The sequence below is a fragment of the Nocardioides albidus genome (assembly GCF_006335005.1).
Classification (GTDB): domain Bacteria; phylum Actinomycetota; class Actinomycetes; order Propionibacteriales; family Nocardioidaceae; genus Nocardioides; species Nocardioides albidus.
In genome coordinates this window covers 96,291-113,850 of record NZ_VDMP01000026.1, presented here as the reverse complement: position 1 = coordinate 113,850, position 17,560 = coordinate 96,291, and the positions used below count along the sequence as shown (strand labels likewise).

17 protein-coding genes are annotated in these 17,560 nt (G+C 72.2%); 8 read left to right on the top strand and 9 right to left on the bottom strand.

The genetic code is table 11. From position 1 onward, the window contains the following. The 7 genes from FHP29_RS16240 to FHP29_RS16210 all read right to left on the bottom strand — a co-directional run. Positions 1–769: ABC transporter substrate-binding protein (locus FHP29_RS16240; RefSeq protein WP_240044548.1), on the bottom strand; the 769-nt coding region annotated here is incomplete at its 3' end. A gap of 59 nt (positions 770–828) precedes the next feature. Next, entirely contained in the window at positions 829–1,509 is a 681-nt protein-coding gene (locus FHP29_RS16235; protein ID WP_139623926.1) for an ATP-binding cassette domain-containing protein, read from the bottom strand. Continuing rightward, the gene (locus FHP29_RS16230; RefSeq protein ID WP_139623925.1) at positions 1,506–2,198 is read right to left on the bottom strand and encodes an ATP-binding cassette domain-containing protein; all 693 of its coding nucleotides are present in this window, start codon (positions 2,196–2,198) and stop codon (positions 1,506–1,508) included. The genes FHP29_RS16235 and FHP29_RS16230 overlap by 4 nt, the downstream gene beginning before the upstream one ends. A 280-nt stretch (positions 2,199–2,478) precedes the next feature. Beyond that, a complete protein-coding gene (locus tag FHP29_RS16225) occupies positions 2,479–3,498 on the bottom strand; it encodes an aromatic ring-hydroxylating oxygenase subunit alpha (protein ID WP_139623924.1) in 1,020 nt (339 codons plus the stop codon). Positions 3,499–3,510: 12 nt separating this feature from the next. Beyond that, on the bottom strand, positions 3,511–4,479 hold the full coding sequence (locus FHP29_RS16220) for a PDR/VanB family oxidoreductase (RefSeq protein WP_205014189.1): 969 nt from the start codon (positions 4,477–4,479) through the stop codon (positions 3,511–3,513). 28 nt (positions 4,480–4,507) lie between these two features. Then, the gene (locus FHP29_RS16215; protein ID WP_139623923.1) at positions 4,508–5,860 is read right to left on the bottom strand and encodes a glutamine synthetase family protein; all 1,353 of its coding nucleotides are present in this window, start codon (positions 5,858–5,860) and stop codon (positions 4,508–4,510) included. 31 nt (positions 5,861–5,891) lie between these two features. Continuing rightward, positions 5,892–7,352 (bottom strand): APC family permease, encoded by a 1,461-nt coding sequence (locus FHP29_RS16210; RefSeq protein ID WP_139623922.1) that lies wholly within the window; start codon positions 7,350–7,352, stop codon positions 5,892–5,894. 182 nt (positions 7,353–7,534) lie between these two features. Here FHP29_RS16210 and FHP29_RS16205 point away from each other — a divergent pair, with 182 nt between their 5' ends. Then, on the top strand, positions 7,535–8,041 hold the full coding sequence (locus FHP29_RS16205; protein WP_139623921.1) for a MarR family winged helix-turn-helix transcriptional regulator: 507 nt from the start codon (positions 7,535–7,537) through the stop codon (positions 8,039–8,041). Here the strand turns inward: FHP29_RS16205 and FHP29_RS16200 are convergent. Further along, positions 8,026–8,760, bottom strand: coding sequence for a gamma-glutamyl-gamma-aminobutyrate hydrolase family protein (locus FHP29_RS16200; protein WP_139623920.1), 735 nt, complete (start codon positions 8,758–8,760; stop codon positions 8,026–8,028). The genes FHP29_RS16205 and FHP29_RS16200 overlap by 16 nt on opposite strands. After that, positions 8,757–10,370, bottom strand: a complete 1,614-nt coding sequence (locus tag FHP29_RS16195) for an amidase (protein ID WP_139623919.1) — start codon at positions 10,368–10,370, stop codon at positions 8,757–8,759. Before FHP29_RS16195 ends, FHP29_RS16200 begins: the two co-directional genes overlap by 4 nt. Positions 10,371–10,581: 211 nt before the next feature. On the opposite strand from FHP29_RS16195, the gene FHP29_RS16190 reads away from it, so the two are divergent. From FHP29_RS16190 to FHP29_RS22060, 7 genes are all read left to right on the top strand, one after another. Next, positions 10,582–11,640, top strand: coding sequence for a helix-turn-helix transcriptional regulator (locus FHP29_RS16190; RefSeq protein WP_139623918.1), 1,059 nt, complete (start codon positions 10,582–10,584; stop codon positions 11,638–11,640). Between the two features lie 121 nt (positions 11,641–11,761). Continuing rightward, positions 11,762–12,895, top strand: a complete 1,134-nt coding sequence (locus FHP29_RS16185) for a class II histone deacetylase (RefSeq protein WP_139623917.1) — start codon at positions 11,762–11,764, stop codon at positions 12,893–12,895. A gap of 26 nt (positions 12,896–12,921) precedes the next feature. Then, positions 12,922–13,959: a sugar ABC transporter substrate-binding protein gene (locus FHP29_RS16180; RefSeq protein ID WP_139623916.1), complete on the top strand. Its 1,038-nt coding sequence runs from the start codon at positions 12,922–12,924 to the stop codon at positions 13,957–13,959. Positions 13,960–13,964: 5 nt separating this feature from the next. Then, positions 13,965–15,470: a sugar ABC transporter ATP-binding protein gene (locus FHP29_RS16175; protein ID WP_205014187.1), complete on the top strand. Its 1,506-nt coding sequence runs from the start codon at positions 13,965–13,967 to the stop codon at positions 15,468–15,470. Further along, positions 15,467–16,471 (top strand): ABC transporter permease, encoded by a 1,005-nt coding sequence (locus tag FHP29_RS16170; RefSeq protein WP_139623915.1) that lies wholly within the window; start codon positions 15,467–15,469, stop codon positions 16,469–16,471. Before FHP29_RS16175 ends, FHP29_RS16170 begins: the two co-directional genes overlap by 4 nt. Positions 16,472–16,511: 40 nt before the next feature. Further along, positions 16,512–17,213: a helix-turn-helix transcriptional regulator gene (locus FHP29_RS16165; protein ID WP_139623914.1), complete on the top strand. Its 702-nt coding sequence runs from the start codon at positions 16,512–16,514 to the stop codon at positions 17,211–17,213. Then, a complete protein-coding gene (locus FHP29_RS22060) occupies positions 17,203–17,370 on the top strand; it encodes a hypothetical protein (protein WP_192904033.1) in 168 nt (55 codons plus the stop codon). Before FHP29_RS16165 ends, FHP29_RS22060 begins: the two co-directional genes overlap by 11 nt. Positions 17,371–17,560 lie beyond the last annotated feature (190 nt).

Below are 17,560 nucleotides of genomic sequence, written 5' to 3'. Positions count from 1 at the left end.
CCTCGTCGACGGAGGCGGCCTGGCCGGCCGGGATCGCCTCGACGATGTCGGCCTCGCCGGTGCGCAGCGCGGCGGACCTGGCCGTGCCGTCCGGCACGAAGCGCACGTCGATCCCGGCGGAGAGGGCCGGCTCGCCCCAGTAGTCGTCGTACCGGTCGAGGGTCGCCGCCGTCACGCCGTCGACGTCGACGAGCTCGAACGGTCCGGTCCCGGTGCCGATCGGGTTCACGCCGCTCTCGGTGTAGGCCGCGTCGTCGAAGATCGCCAGCTGCGGGCTGGAGAGCCGGTGCGGCAGCAGCGGGTCCGGCTTGCCCGTCGTGATGACCACGCCGTGCTCGCCCTCGACCCCCACGCTCAGGTCGGCACCGTCGAGGATCCGCGGGACCGGGGTCGCGTCGATGGCGTGCTGCAGCGAGTTCGCCACGTCGTCGGCGGTCAGCGGCTCACCGTTGTGGAAGGTGACGTTCTCGCGGATCTCGAAGCGCCAGGTCAGGGCGTCGATTCGCTCCCACTCCGTCGCGAGCCCCGGCTTCGCGTCGCCCCCGCCGTCCAGGGTGACCAGCGTCTCGGCGCTCGACCAGCGGGAGAGCTTGAACGCGTCATCGCTCAGCGGGCTGAGCCCGGACCGCGGGGGCTGCATGTGGACGACCGAGATCCGGTCGTCGGTGCCCGTGTCCGTCGCCTCGCCCGAGAAGCAACCGGAGAGCGCGAGCGCGGCGGCGAGCGGGATCGCGACCTGGACGAGGGAACGGGGGCGTGAGCGAGGCATCGGGTGGGCTTCCTGTCGTTGTTGCACGGTCGTGAGGGTGGTGATGGCCGCGAGGGGCGTCATCGGTGCTGGGCGGGCGCGACGATGCGCACCGTCCGGGTGCAGCGGGCGGCGAGCTCGGGGTCGTGGGTGACCAGGAGCAGCGCGGTCCCCGTCTCGGCGGCGCTGGCGAAGAGCGCGGCACAGACCGAGCGGGCAGTGGCGGGATCGAGCGCACTGGTGGGTTCGTCGGCGACGAGCACCGCCGGTCGTACGGCGAGGGCGCGGGCGATGGCAGCGCGCTGCGCCTGGCCTCCCGAGAGCGCGGTGGTCCGGCGATCGAGCAGCTCCGGGGAGAGGTGGGCGAGCTCGGCCGCCTGCCGGATCCGGTCGGCGGCGTCGGTCTCGCCGGTCAGGCGTCGTACCGCCTGCTCGATGGAACGGCGGATCGTCCAGCGGGGAACGAACGAGGCGGTGGGGTCCTGCGACACCCCCTGCACCAGCCGCCGGCGCCGCCGGTCCGGGAGCGATCCAGGGGTGCACCAGGCCGTGCCGGACACCCGGACCTCGCCGCTCGCGGGCGGGCGGAGCCCCAGCACGATGTCGGCGAGCGTCGACTTGCCCGCTCCGGAAGGCCCGACCACGGCCACGGACTCGCCGGCCCGGATCTCGAGGGTGGTGGGCGCGAGCGCCTGGCGCGCCCTCCCGCCCCGGCCGTGGACCGCGCTGACCTGCGCCACGGTGAGCTCGGCATCGCTCACGGGCGCGCCACCTCGCCCGACCGCGCGGGGATCTCGGCCAGCACCCCGGCCTCGAGCGTGAGATGGCGCGTCGCGAGCGCCTCGGCGACCGCGGGGTCGTGCGTGACGACCACGAGCGTCTGCTGCTCGCCGATCACCGAGTCGAACAGTTCCAGCACCCGGTCCCGGGCCTCGTGGTCGAGGGCGCTCGTGGGCTCGTCGGCCAGGACCAGCGGCGCACCGGTCAGGACGGCGAGGGCGACCGCGGCGCGCTGCGCCTGCCCACCCGAGAGCTCCGCCGGACGACGCCGCCGCAGGTCGGGGTCGGTGAGGCCGACCGCGGCGAGCGCCGAGACCACCTCGTCGGGCCGACGGCCGGTCACCTTGCGCAGCTGCCGCCCCAGCGGCGAGAGCGGGTGGAGGGCGTCGAGACCTCGCTGCGGGATGGTGCCCAGCCGCGTGAAGCTCGCCCGGCGCTCCCCCGTGAACCGCAGGCCGGCTGGCCAGCGCCCCGCGAGTGTGCTGAGCAGGAGCGACTTCCCGCTGCCGGACGGACCGGTCACGACCACCCGCTCCCCCGCCGCCACGTCGAGCTCCTCGATCGACAGCAGGCGCCGTCCGTCGCCGGCGCACACGCGAGCACCTCTCAGCGAGATGCAGCGCCCGTCCTCGAGCAGCCCGCTCGAGGCGCGCGTCAGTGACGGCGACATGAGAATGATTATCACTCCAACTAGGAGTGCGGTGCAAGTTCCCTCCCGCGCCGGCTGGCGCTCGTCGAGCAGCCGTCGCCCGCCGCGGCGGGTGCCGGATCAGCCGGGCAGGAAAAACGCAACGATCCACCGTTCGACCCGTCCAGGCCCCAGATGGGCCGGATCTGGTCGAACGGTGGATCGTTCGGGAGCGGGGCTCAGCCTCAATCCACCGATTTGCCGCGTCGCGAGCGTCACCAGATGGGTGGCGCGTAGCAGCGGAAAATCGGTGGATCGAGGATCAGCCCTCGTCGGCGACCAACCGGCGCAGGATCTTGCGCACCTGGAGGGCGGCGAGGTCGGCGGCGACGTTGACGTCCTCGCCGTAGCCGTCGCGGTCGATGACCTGCTGCATGGTCTCGAGGATCTCGCGGACCTTGAGGTAGTAGGACTCGAAGATCGGGCGCAGCATGTCGGACGCCTCGGCGCCCGGCGCGAAGTTGCGGCTGACCCGCCAGATGTGGCGGGTGTGGCGGTCGTCGACCGGGGTCACGGCGTGGGTGAACCGGAAGGTCTGCGTGCCGCCCTCCTCCGCGGGGATCACGACGTCCCAGCGGTCCGCCCACAGGCCGGGCGCGAGGAAGGCACCCTCCTCACGCTGGGGGTACGACGCCGTGGCGGACGCGCCGGAGATCTTGGCCTGCCACTCGGGCAGCGGCGCGGCCGGCCAGTCGCGGTGGAAGTGCACCGTGGTCTCGGTGAGCTCCACCTCGAGCGCGGGCGCGACACCGGCCAGCACGGGCGGCGAGATGACGGGGTCGACGACCGCGACGTGGGTGATGTCGCCGAAGTTGTCGTGGAGCAGGCCGACGCCGGCCGCGGTCTCCCACTGGCCACCGAAGGTCTCCCACGACGCGTCGGTCAGCCACGGCACGGGCACCGGCGGGCGACGCTCGGCCAGGGACGGCTCGCCGAGCCAGACCCAGACCAGGTCTCCCTCCTCACGCACCGGGTACGACGGCACCCGGGCGCCGTAGGGCACCTGGGCCTGGGAGGGCACCCGGACGCAGGCGCCGGTGCGGTCGTAGGCGAAGCCGGAGTAGCCGGACACGATCGTGTCGCCGTCGACGTGGCCGAGGCTGAGCGGGTACGGGCGGTGGGCGTCGCGGTCGCCGAGCGCGACCACGCTGCCGTCGGACACCCGGAACAGGACGACGGGCGTGTCGAGCGCGCGCGTCCCGAACGGGGTCGAGCCGACCTCGGCGGAGGCGGCGAGGGCGTACCAGGCGTTGCGCGGACAGCCGGCGCTGCGGTCTCTCATCTCAGGCTCCCCTCAGAGATCCAGGGTCAGCTGGTCGCCCCGGCAGCGGGAGACGCAGATCATCATGAACTCGTTGGACTCCTTCTCCTCGTCGTTGAGGATCGAGTCGCGGTGGTCGACGTCGCCGTCGATCACCTCGGTCTCGCAGGTGCCGCACACGCCCTCGAGGCAGGAGCCGACGACGCTGACGCCGGCGGCCTTGCAGACCTCGTAGATCGACTGGTCGGCGGGCACCTGGAGAGTCAGGCCGGAGCGCTGGAGGACCAGCTCGAACGCCGAGTCCTCCTCGTCCGACGCCGGCGCCTTGGCCGAGAACCGCTCCAGATGCAGGCTGCCCGCCGGCCACGAGGCGGCACACCGGTCCTCGACCGCGTCGAGCAGCCCGGTCGGCCCGCAGGTGTAGACCAGCGTGTCGGGCGCGGCCTCGCCGAGGAGCCCGTCGAGATCGGGGAAGCCGGCCTCGTCCTGCGGCAGCAGGGTCACCTTGTCGCCGTACGCCGCCAGCTCGTCGACGAACGCCATGGATGCGCGCGACCGGCCGCCGTACACCAGGCGCCAGTCGGCTCCGGAGGCCTCGGCCTCGGCGATCATCGGCAGCATCGGCGTGATGCCGATGCCGCCGGCGATGAACAGGTAGCGCGGGGAGGCGACCATCGGGAAGTGGTTGCGCGGCCCGCGCACCCGGACCGTGGCGCCCTCGCGCAGCTCGGCGTGCACGGCCTTGGAGCCGCCCCGACTGTCGGGGGCGCGGAGCACGCCGACCCGGTACTGCCGGGTGTCGGCGGGGTTGCCGCACAGGGAGTACTGGCGGACCAGGTCCTCCCCGAGCACCAGGTCGATGTGGGCGCCGGGCGTCCACGGCGGCAGTGCGGCACCGTCCTCGGCGGCCAGCGTCAGCGCCACCACGTCGGTGGCCGCCTCGACGGCGGCGACCACCGTCAGGTCCGCCTCGAACTCACGGACGATCGGTTGCGTCGTCACGAGATCTCTCTCCTCTCCGCCGTCCACCTCACAGGTGGTAGGCGTACTCCCGGAACTCCCAGTCGGTCACGAACTGGCTGAACCGCTCGAGCTCGTTGCGCTTGTAGGCGACGAAGGTCTCGACGAAGGTCGGGCCGAGGATGTCGGCCAGGTCCTTGTCCTCCTCGAGCGCGTCGATCGCGGTGCCGAGGTCCGACGGCAGCCGGTCGGCCTTGGTCGGGTCGTACCCGTAGCCCTCGAGCTTGTCCGGCGGCGTCAGCTTGTCGCGGATGCCGAGGTACGCCGCGGCGAGCAGGCTGGCGATGGCGAGGTAGGGGTTCGCCGACGCGTCACCGAGGCGCAGCTCCATCCGCGAGGCGCGGCCGCGCTCGGGCGGGATCCGGACCATGGCGCTGCGGTTGTCGAGGCCCCAGTCGATGAGCCACGGCGCGAGCGTGTCGGGCCCGAACCGCTTGTAGGAGTTGACCGTCGGGTTGTGCAGGGCAGCCAGCGCCGGCGCGTGGGCGAGCACGCCGGCGATCGCCGCGCGGCCGATCTCGGACAGCCCGTCGGCGCCGTCGGGGTCGTCGAAGAGCGGCCTGCCCTCGCCGTCCACGGTGCTGAAGTGGATGTGGAAGCCCGAGCCGCCCTCGTCGTTGAACGGCTTGGCCATGAAGGTGGCCATCTTGCCGCGGCGGCGCGAGATCTCCTGGACGGCCGACTTGAACCGGAACGCACGGTCGGCGGCGTCGAGGGCGTCGGAGTGCCACAGGTTGATCTCGAACTGGCCGCCCGAGAACTCGTGGTTGGCGGCGACCACGTCGAGGCCGTACGCCGCCAGGTCGCGCAGCGAGGCGAGCAGGGTGTTCTCGGGGTCGCCCTTGAGGCCGGCCACGTAGACGTTGCCCGTGGCGTCGCCGTACCGGCGCCAGCCGTTGGGCTTGGTCTCGTCCTGCTCGAGGACGTAGAACTCGAGCTCCGGACCGACGACCGGCTGCATCCCGAGCTCGGCGAACCGCTCGACGACCCGCTTGAGCACCTGGCGCGGGCTCTCCTCGGACGGCGAGCCGTCGGGGTTGTAGATGTCGCCGATGATGTGCGCGACGCCCGGCTCCCACGGCACGGGGCGCGTGGTGGCGAGGTCCGGGACCACGACGATGTCGGGCAGCCCCGCCGAGAGGCCGCCGGCGATGTCGATGACATCCCCCATCGGCGAGGTGGCGTAGACCGAGCGGCAGAAGGCCACGCCGTCGCCGACGGTGCGGTCGAAGCGGTCGGCCAGGACGTCCCGGCCGCGCTCGGTGCCGATCAGGTCGCTGTAACCGATGCGGACGACGTCGATCCCGTCCGTGGCGAACTGCTGGGCAGCCTCGCGCAGAGCGTTCTCGTCGATGTGCTCCACGATGTCTCCGTTCGTCTCTCTCAGTGAACCATCAGCGGCCGGCGGCCGGGTCGGTGGCGTGGTGGTCGTCGAACCGCTCGAGGTCCGTGTTGAGTCCGTCGTAGATGTCGGAGCGGGAGCTCTTGAGGTAGAGCGCCTGGGCGAAGCCCACGACCAGGGCGAGCACCAGCAGCCACGGCAGGCTGGTGATGGTCTTCTCCGTCGATCCGGCGACCACGTCGAAGTGGGTCACGGCCATCACGACGATGAAGCACAGCCCGATGAAGCCGATCAGCGGCGCGACCAGGGTGCTCCCGATGCGGCGGTCCGCCGTGCGGCGGAAGTGGACCACGATCGAGGCCGCGGCCAGGGCCTGGAGGACCACGATGGCCAGCGTGCCGAACCCGAGCATCGCCGGGACCACCTGCAGGATCGGGTCCAGGTCGATGAGCCGGAAGAGGGCGGCCACGAGCAGGGCGAAGCCGGCCTGGAGCGTCCCGGCCAGGACCGGGGAGCCGCCGGCGTTGGTGCGGGACAGGGCCTGCGGCAGCACCCGCGCGCGGCCCAGGGAGAAGAGGTAGCGCGTGGCGGAGTTGTGGAAGGCGAGCATCGCGGCGAAGAGGCTGACCAGCAGCAGCACCATCATCACCTTCATCATGAACTCACCGAGATACTCCGCACCGAGGCTGAACACCAGGTCGCCGCCCTCGAGGTGGTCGATGCTCGTCTGCTGGGCCTGCTCGACCCCGGTCGCGCTGACGACGGCCCAGGTGGTGACGGCGAGCAGCAGGCCGATGATCGTGATGGCGAGGTACGTCGCCCGCGGGATGGTCTTGAGCGGGTTCTTCGCCTCCTCGCTGAACAGCGAGGTGGCCTCGAAGCCGAGGAAGCCGGTGCCCGCGAGGAGCAGGCCGATCGACAGGGAACCGGAGGTGATGGCGTCGCCGGAGAAGGCGGAGAAGTCGTAGCCGTGCTTGAAGAGGACGGCGACGTCGAAGATCACCAGGATCGAGGTCTCCAGGACGAGCGAGACGCCCAGGACCTTGGAGCTGAAGTCGATGCCCTTCACGGCCATCAGGTAGGCGACCACCATCGACAGGCCGCCCCAGACGAACCAGTCCATGTGGAAGCCGAACAGGAAGTCGATGAGCACCATCATGAAGAAGCCGCTGGTGCCGATGGTGCCGACGACGAAGAAGTTGTAGCCGAGCGTGGCGATGTAGCCGGCCGCGAGACCCGCGGGCCGCCCGAGACCCTTCACGACGAAGGCGTAGAACCCGCCCGCGTTGACCAGCTGGCTCGACATCTTGCCGTAGCCGATGGCGAAGAGCAGGAGGATCGCGGCCACCGCGAGGAACGAGAACGGCGCCCCCCCGCCGTTCCCGAAGGCGATGGCGAGCGCCGCGACGACGACCATGCCGGTCAGTGGCGCCACCGCCGCGAGGACCAGGAAGACGATCGCCCCGACGCCGAGCGCATTCCTGCGGAGAGTGGTGTTGACGGTGTCCGACATCGGGACTCCTTCGCTGTACGCGCGGCCGGGGCCGGCGGTCACCGGCCTCTATCACCGGATCGTTCGGATCCGTACGATAACCGCAATGTGACCCGCAGCACCATCCCCTCCGTGGAGGTTTTCAGAAAAATGTTCGCTTCCAAACGACCCGGCGCGATGGTTCCCGCGGTTAGGGTTGGCGCGTGCCTGACCATCACACGCTCGAGGAGACCGAACGCGCGATGAGGGACCACGTGGGCGATCTGCCCCTGGACTTCGCCGCCGCCAACGCGCTGTCCAACCTCTTCCGCGCCGCCAACGCCGTGCGCAGCGAGCTGACCAACCGGGTGCTGCGTCAGTACGAGATGACCTGGACCGGGTTCGTCGTCCTGTGGGTCGTGTGGATCTGGGACGGCATGGAGACCCGGCACGCCGCCGAGTCCGCGGACATCTCCAAGGCCACCCTCACCGGCGTGGTCAAGACCCTCGAGGCCCGGGGACTGATCGCGCGCGAGGGCGACGAGAACGACCGGCGCCTGGTCCGGCTCCGCCTGACCCCGGAGGGCGTCAGCCTGATGGAGCAGATCTACCCCGAGTTCAACGCGGTCGAGTCCGAGATCGTCAACCAGCTCTCCGAGCGCAAGATCAGCACCTTCACCAAGACGTTGCGCGATGTCGTCAACGCCGTCGAGGGTCAGGACGACGAGTAGCCGCTCGCCATCCGCGCCCCGGCCGCCTCGACCAGCGCCCGGAACAGCCCGCCCTGGGCGGGGTCGGTGGCCGCGGTGTCCTCGGGGTGCCACTGCACGCCGAGGTACCAGCCCTGGGCGCCGGCCAGCTCCACGGCCTCGATGACGCCGTCGGCGGACTCGGCCACCGCCCGCAGCCCCCGCCCGGGCCGGGCGATGCCCTGGTGGTGGTAGCAGGAGATGCTCGGCGCGGTCCCGACGATGCCGGCGAGCACCGAGTCGGCCTCGACGGCGATCTCGTGGACGACGTGGCGGTGGGTCCGCTCCCCCAGGTCCTGGATCAGGTCGCCGCCGAGCGCGACGTTGACCACCTGGTTGCCCCGGCAGATGGCCAGCAGCGGGAGCCCGGTGCCCAGGGCGTGCCGGGCCACCGCGAGGTCGAAGGCGTCCTGCTCCTCGTCGACGTCGTACTCGGTCGCATGCGCCTCCTGGCCGGCCCACCGGGCGGCCAGGTCGCCGCCGCCGGGCAGCAGCACGCCGTCGGCGTACCAGAGCCGGGCAGCGACCTCGGCGTCGTCGACCTCGGCGCCCGGTGCGACGGGGTGCACGACGAGCGGCTCGCCGCCCGCGGCGTACACGGCGTCGACGAGCGCCCGCGCGGTCACGTCCGCGCGGTAGCGCAGCGCCGAGGCGGACGCGGAGAACCGCGCCGGGATGGCGATCAGCGGACGACGGCTCATGGCGCGATCAGGGGCGGGAGGTGGTCCTCCACGAAGCCGGTCTCCCGCTCCCAGGCGGCGGCGAGCTCGAGGACCCCTGCGTCGTCGTGGTTGCGGCCGATGACCTGCAGACCCATCGGCAGGCCGTCGTGGCTGAAGCCGGCCGGCATCGCGAGGGTCGGGGCGCCCAGCAGGGTGCCGATCGCGGTGACCTCCATCCAGCGGTGGTAGGACGACATCGGCGTGCCCTGGATCTCGCTGGGCCAGTGCTCGTCGGCGTCGAAGGGGAAGACCTGCGCCGTGGGCAGCACGACGTAGTCGTAGGTCTCGAACAGCGTGCGGAACGCCTGGTACATGGCGGTCCGCTTCACCGACCCGTTCCACGTGTCGATGCCGGAGATGGCGGGATTGCCGTCGGCACCGGTCAGCAGGCCCTCGACCTCGTAGATCGCCTCGGGCTTCATCTGGGCGCGCAGCGCCGCGTTGTCGTAGAGCGGCTTGAGGATGCCGCCGACCAGCCAGTGGCGGAAGATCAGCCAGGTCGGCCAGAGGTCCGCGTTGCCGGCGAAGCCGGGAGCCGTCGGGAGACCGTCGACCTTGTCGACCCGCATGCCCATCGCGCGCATCCGGTCGACCGCGGCGCCCGTCACCTCGAGGACCTCGGGTTCCATCGGGAGGTAGCCGCCCAGGTCGGCCATCCAGGCCACGCGACGCCCGCGCGTCGACGGGCCGCCCTTGCCGGTCGTGGCACGCGGGAGATCCTGCTCGATCGACAGGGGAGCCCGGACGTCGTACCCGGCGAGGGTGTCGAGGAAGAGTGCGAGGTCCGCAGCCGTGCGGGCGATCGGGCCCTCGGTCCCGCCCTGTTGGACGAACTGCTCGCCGCCGAGGCCCGGGACGCGGCCGTACGACGGGCGCAGGCCGAGCACGTTGTTCCATCCCGGCGGGTTGCGCAGGGAGCCGAAGAAGTCGCTGCCGTCGGCGACCGGCAGCATGCGCAGCGCGACCGCGACGGCGGCGCCGCCGCTGCTGCCACCGGCGGACCTGCTCGGGTCGTAGGCGTTGAGCGTCGTGCCGAAGACGTTGTTGTAGGTGTGGGACCCGAGACCGAACTCCGGCGTGTTGGTCTTGCCGATGAAGATCGCGCCGGCGGCCCGGACCCGCTCGACGATGAGCGAGTCCGCGGCGGCGGGCGGCGCCGCGGAGAAGAAGCCGAGCGAGGTCGGCATGCCCTTGACGTTGGCGAGGTCCTTCACGGCCTGCGGGAAGCCGTGCATCCAGCCCTGGTAGTCGCCCGCGTCCAGCAGTCGGTCCTTCTCCGCGGCCTCGGCGAGCAGGTCCGCCCGGGGGCGCAGCGCCACGATCGCGTTGACCTGAGGGTTGATCTGGTCGATGTGGTCGAGATAGGCCGTCATCACCTCGACACAGCTGACCTTGCGCTGGCGGATGGCGGTGGCGAGCTCGGCCGCTGACCACCACACGATGCGGCTCAGGTCGGTCGGTCGCTTCACAGCAGGCCAGGCTACGCCGGGGGCGGCGCTCGCCGTCGGGATCGAGGATCCGAGGGCGCCGAGCGCGGCGCCGGCGGCGGTCGCGCCGGCGACGAGGGAGCGGCGGGAGACGTTGGTCATGGGCCTGGTCCTTTCGACCTCTCACCAGATCGTTTCGGGACCGAACGATCTTGTTCGGGCCCGAACGTATTCTTCCCATCGGGGCTTCGCAAGGGGTCGTCCGCGAGGAGTGGACAGCGATGCGAGACCGCCCCGAAGTGATTGCCGTCACCTCCGTGGTCCGATAACGTTCGCTTGCTCACGCTCTCGGCCCGACCCCTCTGGCGGATCCATGGCAGCTGTCGACCGGCTCATCGACCTGGTGGCCGACCTCGCAACCCTCGACACACCCGACGACGCCGCCCACCGGCTTCCCGACCTGCTCGGCCGTCTCGCGGGCGAGGTCGGCGCGGACGCCTGCCAGGTCGACGCCGCGACCACCGCGAGCCGCGGCGCGGCGACCGCGCACTGGCAGACCGTCGCGAGCGTCGGCTACTCCCGCCCGGTCTCGCACCACCTCGGCGGCGAGTTCCTCTCCTCCGCACACGGGCGGCTCGTCCTCGACAGCGTCCAGCCGCTCCGCATCGAGACCGACGCCCATGGCTTCCGCGGCTCCACCCACTTCCACGACGTCCTGCATCCGGCCGGCTACGACGACGGCGTGTCCCTCGCGCTGCGGGCCCCCGACGGCGTCGTGATCGGCATCGTCCACCTCTCCGCGGGCTCGGCGGACGATCTGCGCCCGGACTCCCTCGCGCACCTGCCCTCCGTCGGACGGGTTCTCGCCCGGGTCACCCAGGTCGCGTCCTGCTCGGCACGCGACGTGACACTGCCACCGGAGTACGCCGTCGTCCGGATCGACGCCGGCGGCCGCGTCCGGCCCGTCGTGGGCCGAGACCCCCTCCACCTCGAGCTGGACGACGGCATCATGGCCATCCTGCGAGGCATCGTGTCGACCGGGATGCAGTTCGCCACCTTCCTGCACCAGCAGGCCGGCCGTCTGGTCGAGGTCAGGGTGCACTCCCCGGAGGGCCGCACGACACAGCGGCAGCCGTTCTTCGTCGCCACGCGCCCGGCCGCCTCCACCCTGGGCCTGACCCTGCGCCAGCTCGAGGTGCTCACCGCTGTCGCCACCGGCGCCGGCAACCGCGAGATCGCCGACGAGCTGTGCCTCACCCAGCGCACCGTGGCGGCCCACGTCGAGGCGATCCTCGCCCGGCTCGGCTGCCCCTCGCGGGCCGGCGCCGCCGCCAAGGCCACCGCGGCCGGGGTGCTGCTGCCCTCCCCCGACCCGTCGTCGGTCCGCTCGCTGACGCGGGTGCTGCAACACCCGAGCCCTGCCGCTGGTTGAGGTGCGTGGCGGGCCGGTCGCCGGGCAAGACTGGCATTTCTGCCGATGACCCACGTCACACTCCGGTCCCACGATTGCAGGACCGCGCCGGACCCGCCGGCGCCGCACCCCGGGAGGCGCGATGGCGACCGGCTACCTCTACCACGAGCTGTTCGGCTGGCACGACACCGGAACCAACGCCGGCCTCCTCCCGGCCGACCACCGCGCGGGCATCCAGCCCCTCCAGCACTTCGAGAACGCCGAGACCAAGCGCCGCATCCACGAGCTGGTGGTCGTCTCCGGCGTCATCGACCAGCTCACCCGCCTCGAGCCTCGCAAGGCGACCGACGAGGAGATCCTCCTCGTCCACACCGAGGAGCACCTGGCCCGGATCGCCGCGGAGAGCGAGCAGCCCAAGGGCGGCGACTCGGGCGACGGGCTGAGCCCGTTCGGTCCGGGCGGCATCGAGATCGGGCGGCTCGCCGCCGGTGGGATGATCGAGGCGACCACCGCGGTCGTCGAGGGCCGGGTCGACAACGCGTACGCCCTGATCCGGCCGCCGGGTCACCACGCGGAGCCGGCCACCGGGCGGGGCTTCTGCATGTTCGCCAACCTCGCGATCGCGGCCCGGGCAATCCGTCGTACCCACGGCGTGGAGCGGATCGCCGTCATCGACTGGGACGTCCACCACGGCAACGGCACCCAGAAGACCTTCTGGGAGGACCGCGACACGCTGACGATCTCGCTGCACCAGGACCGGGTGTTCCCGCCCGACTCCGGCTTCATCACCGAGCGCGGGGAGGGCGCGGGCTTCGGGTACGCGCTCAACGTCCCGCTCCCCCCGGGCACCGGCAGCGGCGGCTACCTGTCCGCCTTCGACCGCGTGGTCGGGCCGGCCATCGACCGGTTCCGCCCGGACCTGATCCTGGTGGCCAGCGGCTTCGACGCCAACGCCACCGACCCGCTGTCCCGGCAGGGTCTCACCAGCAGCACCTACCGGACCATGACCGAGCGCCTGCTCGATCTCGCCGCCACCCACTGCGACGGCCGGCTCGCGATGAGCCACGAGGGCGGCTACAACCCCGTCTACGTCCCGTTCTGCGGGCTCGCCGTGATCGAGGCGCTGGCCGGGGTGACCGAGCCGCTGGCCGACCCCTACGAGCCCATCTTCGGCGCGATGGCCGGCCTGGAGCTCCAGCCCCACCAGACCGCCCTCCTCGACCAGGTCGTGCCCTTGCTCGACGACATCCACGCCGGCGCGTCCGCCGGCGCGTGACCCCTCCACCCGATCGGAGCAGCACCATGTCCACACCCTTCTCCTCGCCCGGATCCCGCGACGTGAACCGGCGCACCTTCCTCGCCTGGACCGGCGGCATCGGGGCCGCCGTCCTCGCCTCCGCGTGCAGCGCACCCGAGTCCACCTCGGGCTCGTCGAACAAGAAGGTCGCCACGTCCAGCAAGGACGTCGACACCATCGCCTGGGACTACCCGTTCACCTTCCTGCCCGTCTACGCCGGCGTCGCCAGGTTCGCCAAGGAGCGGGCCAAGGAGAAGGGCGTCTCGCTCGAGCAGACCAACGACAACGGCAAGCCGGACGTCCAGGCCGCCAACCTGGACACGCTCATCGGCAAGAAGGTGCCGGCGATCGTGTCCTTCCCGATGGTGTTCGAGGCGATCGAGGCACAGGCCGCCAAGGCGCTGTCGGCAGGCATCATCTGGGTGACCTACGGCGGCACCCTGAAGAACCAGAGCGCCTCGATCACGTTCAGCTTCGAGGAGGGCGGGCGCCAGCTGGGCGAGGACGCCGCAGCGTGGGCGAAGGAGAACCTCGGGGGCAAGGGGAAGGTCGCCTTCCTCGTCGACGACACCATCCAGCTCGGCCGCGAGCGCACCGCCGGCATGATCGACGCCTTCACGAAGGCCGCGCCCGACATGAAGGTCGTCGGCCGCGAGCAGGCGATCGACCCCGACACGGCGCTCACGAAGACCAAGGCGATCCTCGCCAAGCACCCGGACGTGAACGTCATCCTCGGCATCACCGACGGCGCCGCCTTCGGCGGCTACAAGGCACTCGTCGAGTCCGGCCGGGCCGAGGACGACGCCAAGACGTACGTCGGCGGCCAGGACGGCGACCTCGGCTCGCTCGAGCTCATCAAGAAGGGCACGTTCTACCGGGCGTCCGCGGCGCTGCAGCTGCGCGACATCGGCAACGCGGTGATCGACGTACCCCTCGCGGTGGCCGACGGCAAGAGCGACGCCGAGGCGAGCACCGACGTCCCGATCGCGCTCGTCAAGAAGGGCGACGCCCTCCTCGACGAGATCATCTCCCAGTACGGCTGAGCGCGATGACGCTGCAGGTCACCGGCCTCCGCAAGTCGTTCGGCGGCGTCCACGCCCTGCGCGGCGTGGACCTGACCATCGCCTCCGGCGAGGTCCACGCCCTCCTCGGTCACAACGGCGCCGGCAAGTCGACCCTGATCAAGGCGTTGGGCGGGGCGTTCACGCCCGACGGCGGCACGATCGAGGTCGCCGGACGCTCCTACTCCGGCCTCTCGCCGCGGCAGTCGATCGACGCCGGCATCGCGATCATCTTCCAGCACCTGAGCCTGGTGGAGTCGCTGTCGGTGGTCGACAACATCTTCCTCGGCCAGGAGCACCGGCGCCTGGGCCTGGTCGACCGGGGCTCCCAGCGTGCGGAGGCGCGGGCGCTGCTGGAGCGGCTCGGGGCGACCTGCGGCGTCGACGATCGGGTGGGCAGCCTGCCGATGGGCCAGAAGCAGCTGGTCGAGATCGCCAAGGCGCTGAGCCGGGACCCGGTCGTGCTCATCCTCGACGAGCCCACCGCTGCGCTGTCCTCGCACGAGATCGGTGCGCTCGAGCGGACCGTGCGGACCCTGCAGCAGCAGGGCCTCGCCATCTGCTACGTCACCCACCTGCTCGGCGAGGTCGAGCGGCTCGCCGACCGGATGACGGTGCTGCGCGACGGGGTGGTCCACGTGTCCACGTCGTTGGAGGGCAAGACCCGGCGCGACATCATCGAGGCGATCGCCGAGCCGGCCACCGACCTGCCGGAGCGAGGACCGGTGCACGCGGCCGATCCGCCGCAGCTGCAGGTCACCGGACTGAGCGGGCCGGGCATCGGGCCGATCGACCTGGAGGTGCGACCGGGCGAGATCGTCGGCCTGTTCGGCCTGATCGGGTCCGGCCGCACCCGCACCCTGGAGATGCTCTTCGGCCGGAGGCCGCGCCACGGCTCGGTCCGGGTGGGAGGGCGTGAGGTCGCCCGGGCGACGCCGCGAGCGGCACTGCGCGCCGGCCTCGCCCTGGTCCCCGGCGACCGGGCGGGACAGGGCCTGTTCTCCTCCCTCTCCGCCCTCGACAACGCGCTCCTGCCCGCGCAGGGCGTGCTCTCCCGGTTCGGCCTGCGCAGCGGGCGGGCCGAGCGCGAGGCCTTCGCGTCGCTCGCCGCGTCGCTCGCGATCCACCCCAGCACCCCGGCCGCACCGGCGCGCAGCTTCTCCGGCGGCAACCAGCAGAAGCTGCTGCTGGGCCGGTGGATCAACGGCATCCTGCCCACCACCGTCCTCCTCCTCGACGAGCCCACCCAGGGCGTCGACGTCCGCGCCCGCCACGAGATCTACCGCGTCGTCCGCACGATCGCCGGCGAGCGTCGTACGGCGGTCCTGTTCGCCTCCACCGATCCCGAGGAGATCGTGGCGCTCGCCGACCGGGCGCTCGTCGTCCACGAGGGCCGGATCGTCGGCGAGCTGTCCGGCGACCGCCTCGACGAGGACGCCCTCCTCCACGCGGTCCACCAGTCCGAGTCCGACCTCCAGGAGCACCTTCCATGAACGCATCCGTCTCGCCGCGCCGGCTCGCGCGCTATCCGCTGATCCCGGTGGTCGTCGCGATGGCCGTCGGCTTCGAGGTCGCCACCGGCAGCTTCGTCGGCAGCCAGAACCTGCTCGGCATCGCCACCGACAGCGCCACCCTCGCGATCGTCGCGATCCCGTCGGCGCTCCTCGTGATCAGCGGCTACCTCGACCTGTCCGTGGGCTCGACCTACGCGCTGGGCGCCGTCGCGGCCGGCTGGCTCGCCTCGGAGCACGGCGGCAGCCTGCTCACCTGCGTGCTGCTCTCGCTGCTCGCCGGGCTCGCGGTCGGCGCGGTCAACGGCTTCCTGTGTTGCGTGGTCGGCCTGTCCCCGTTCATCGTCACCCTCGGCACCCTCACGGCCGTGCGCGGCCTCGCCCAGCAGTTCGCGCCGCTCCCGCTGACCGGTTTCGGCGACTCCTTCGCCTGGCTCGGGGGCGCCAAGGTCGCCGGCCTCCCCTCGCCGGTCGCCATCGCCCTGATCGTCGTGCTCGTCGCCGGCGTCGTGCTCGCACTCACCCCGGTCGGCCGGCACATCTACGCGATCGGCGTGTCCCGCGAGGCGGCGTACCTGTCCGGCGTCCGGGTCCGGACCGTCCCCTTCGCGCTGTTCCTCGCCACCGGCGCCTGCGCCGCCCTGGCCGGCGCGATCAAGGCGTCGGTGCTCGGCGCGGTCCAGTCGGGTACGGCGGGCACCGGCTTCGAGCTCGCCGTGCTGACCGCCGTCCTGGTCGGCGGCGTGGCGCTCACCGGCGGGTCGGGGACCCTGTTCGGCGTGGTGCTCGGCGTGGCCTTCCTCGGCATCCTGCAGAACGGCCTGACCCTGGTCGGCGTGCCGACCTTCTGGCAGCAGGTCGCCCAGGGTCTCGCCCTCGTCGTCGCCGCCGGGCTCGCCTATCTCGCGCCGCGGCTCGAGGCGCTGGCCGCGGTCCGGCCGCAACCGACCCGTCGGGCGACGCCGGAACCGGCAGCCACCTGATCCGTCTTCCATCCAGTGATCTGTGTTTTAGAATCGCCGGGTGGACCCTGACCCGCTCGGCTCCGGCGCCGCCGCCATCGGCGTGCTCGCCGACCCGACCCGACGCGCCCTCTACGACTACGTCGCGGCGCACGGCGAGGCCGTGGGCCGGGACGCGGCGGCGGCGGCGCTGGGCCTGGCCAAGCACACGGTGAGCTTCCACCTCGACCGTCTGGCCGACGAGGGCCTGCTCGAGGTCGAGTTCCGGCGGCTCAGCGGGCGGAGCGGCCCGGGCGCGGGCCGACCGAGCAAGCTCTACCGGCGCTCGTCACGCGAGTTCGCCGTGACCCTGCCGCCCCGGCGCTACGACCTGGTCGGCGACATCCTCGCCGGGGCCGTCGCCCGCGCCGGGGCGGGCGAGGACCTCGACGCGGCGCTCGCGGACTGTGCCCATGCGGAGGGTCGCGCCGTGGCGGACGAGGCCGCCGGCGTACCCGAGGCGCCCGGTCTCGACGACCTCGCCACCGTGCTGGCCGCCCAGGGCTACGAGCCCGCCGTCGGGGAGGCGGAGGTCGTGCTCGCGAACTGCCCCTTCGACGCGCTCGCACAGAAGCACACCGCTCTCGTGTGCGGCATCAACCGCTCCTTCGTCCAAGGCGTCGCCGACGGTCTGGGCTGCGCGGGCCTCACCGCCCATCTCGAGCCGCACCGGGGGCGCTGCTGTGTCGCCGTCCGCGAGGAGGCTGCCGGGCGTGGCCGCTGAGGGCCGCGCCGCACTCGACCGCTGGATCCTCTCCGGCGGCCACTGGGAGGTGCTCGCCGTGCGGGACGGCGAGGCCACGGTCGCCCTGCTGACCTGCGACGGCGGACAGGAGATGGACCGGGTCGTCGTGCCGGTGGAAGGGTTGCCGGCACCGTGAGCCCGTCCCGTAGCGGTGAGACGTCAGCGGTGGTCGCGGCCTCGCTGCAGCGTTTCGGGTCTCGTTCCCGGCGCTCTGGACGGCGGAGATCACCGCCGGCCGGGCGACGACCGGCTGACTGAGTGGGCGCAGCGTGGTGCGCCCGCAGGCCTGACGCTGGTTGAGGTGCGAGCAGCCCCAGCGGCCCTGG

Excerpts from the sequence above, each read along its gene's own strand:
- FHP29_RS16230 (WP_139623925.1), bottom strand. The coding sequence starts at position 2,198 with ATGTCGCCGTCACTGACGCGCGCCTCGAGCGGGCTGCTCGAGGACGGG.
- FHP29_RS16225 (WP_139623924.1), bottom strand. The coding sequence starts at position 3,498 with ATGAGAGACCGCAGCGCCGGCTGTCCGCGCAACGCCTGGTACGCCCTC.
- FHP29_RS16210 (WP_139623922.1), bottom strand. The coding sequence starts at position 7,352 with ATGTCGGACACCGTCAACACCACTCTCCGCAGGAATGCGCTCGGCGTC.
- FHP29_RS16200 (WP_139623920.1), bottom strand. The coding sequence starts at position 8,760 with ATGAGCCGTCGTCCGCTGATCGCCATCCCGGCGCGGTTCTCCGCGTCC.
- FHP29_RS16195 (WP_139623919.1), bottom strand. The coding sequence starts at position 10,370 with ATGACCAACGTCTCCCGCCGCTCCCTCGTCGCCGGCGCGACCGCCGCC.
- FHP29_RS16190 (WP_139623918.1), top strand. The coding sequence starts at position 10,582 with ATGGCAGCTGTCGACCGGCTCATCGACCTGGTGGCCGACCTCGCAACC.
- FHP29_RS16185 (WP_139623917.1), top strand. The coding sequence starts at position 11,762 with ATGGCGACCGGCTACCTCTACCACGAGCTGTTCGGCTGGCACGACACC.
- FHP29_RS16180 (WP_139623916.1), top strand. The coding sequence starts at position 12,922 with ATGTCCACACCCTTCTCCTCGCCCGGATCCCGCGACGTGAACCGGCGC.
- FHP29_RS16175 (WP_205014187.1), top strand. The coding sequence starts at position 13,965 with ATGACGCTGCAGGTCACCGGCCTCCGCAAGTCGTTCGGCGGCGTCCAC.
- FHP29_RS16170 (WP_139623915.1), top strand. The coding sequence starts at position 15,467 with ATGAACGCATCCGTCTCGCCGCGCCGGCTCGCGCGCTATCCGCTGATC.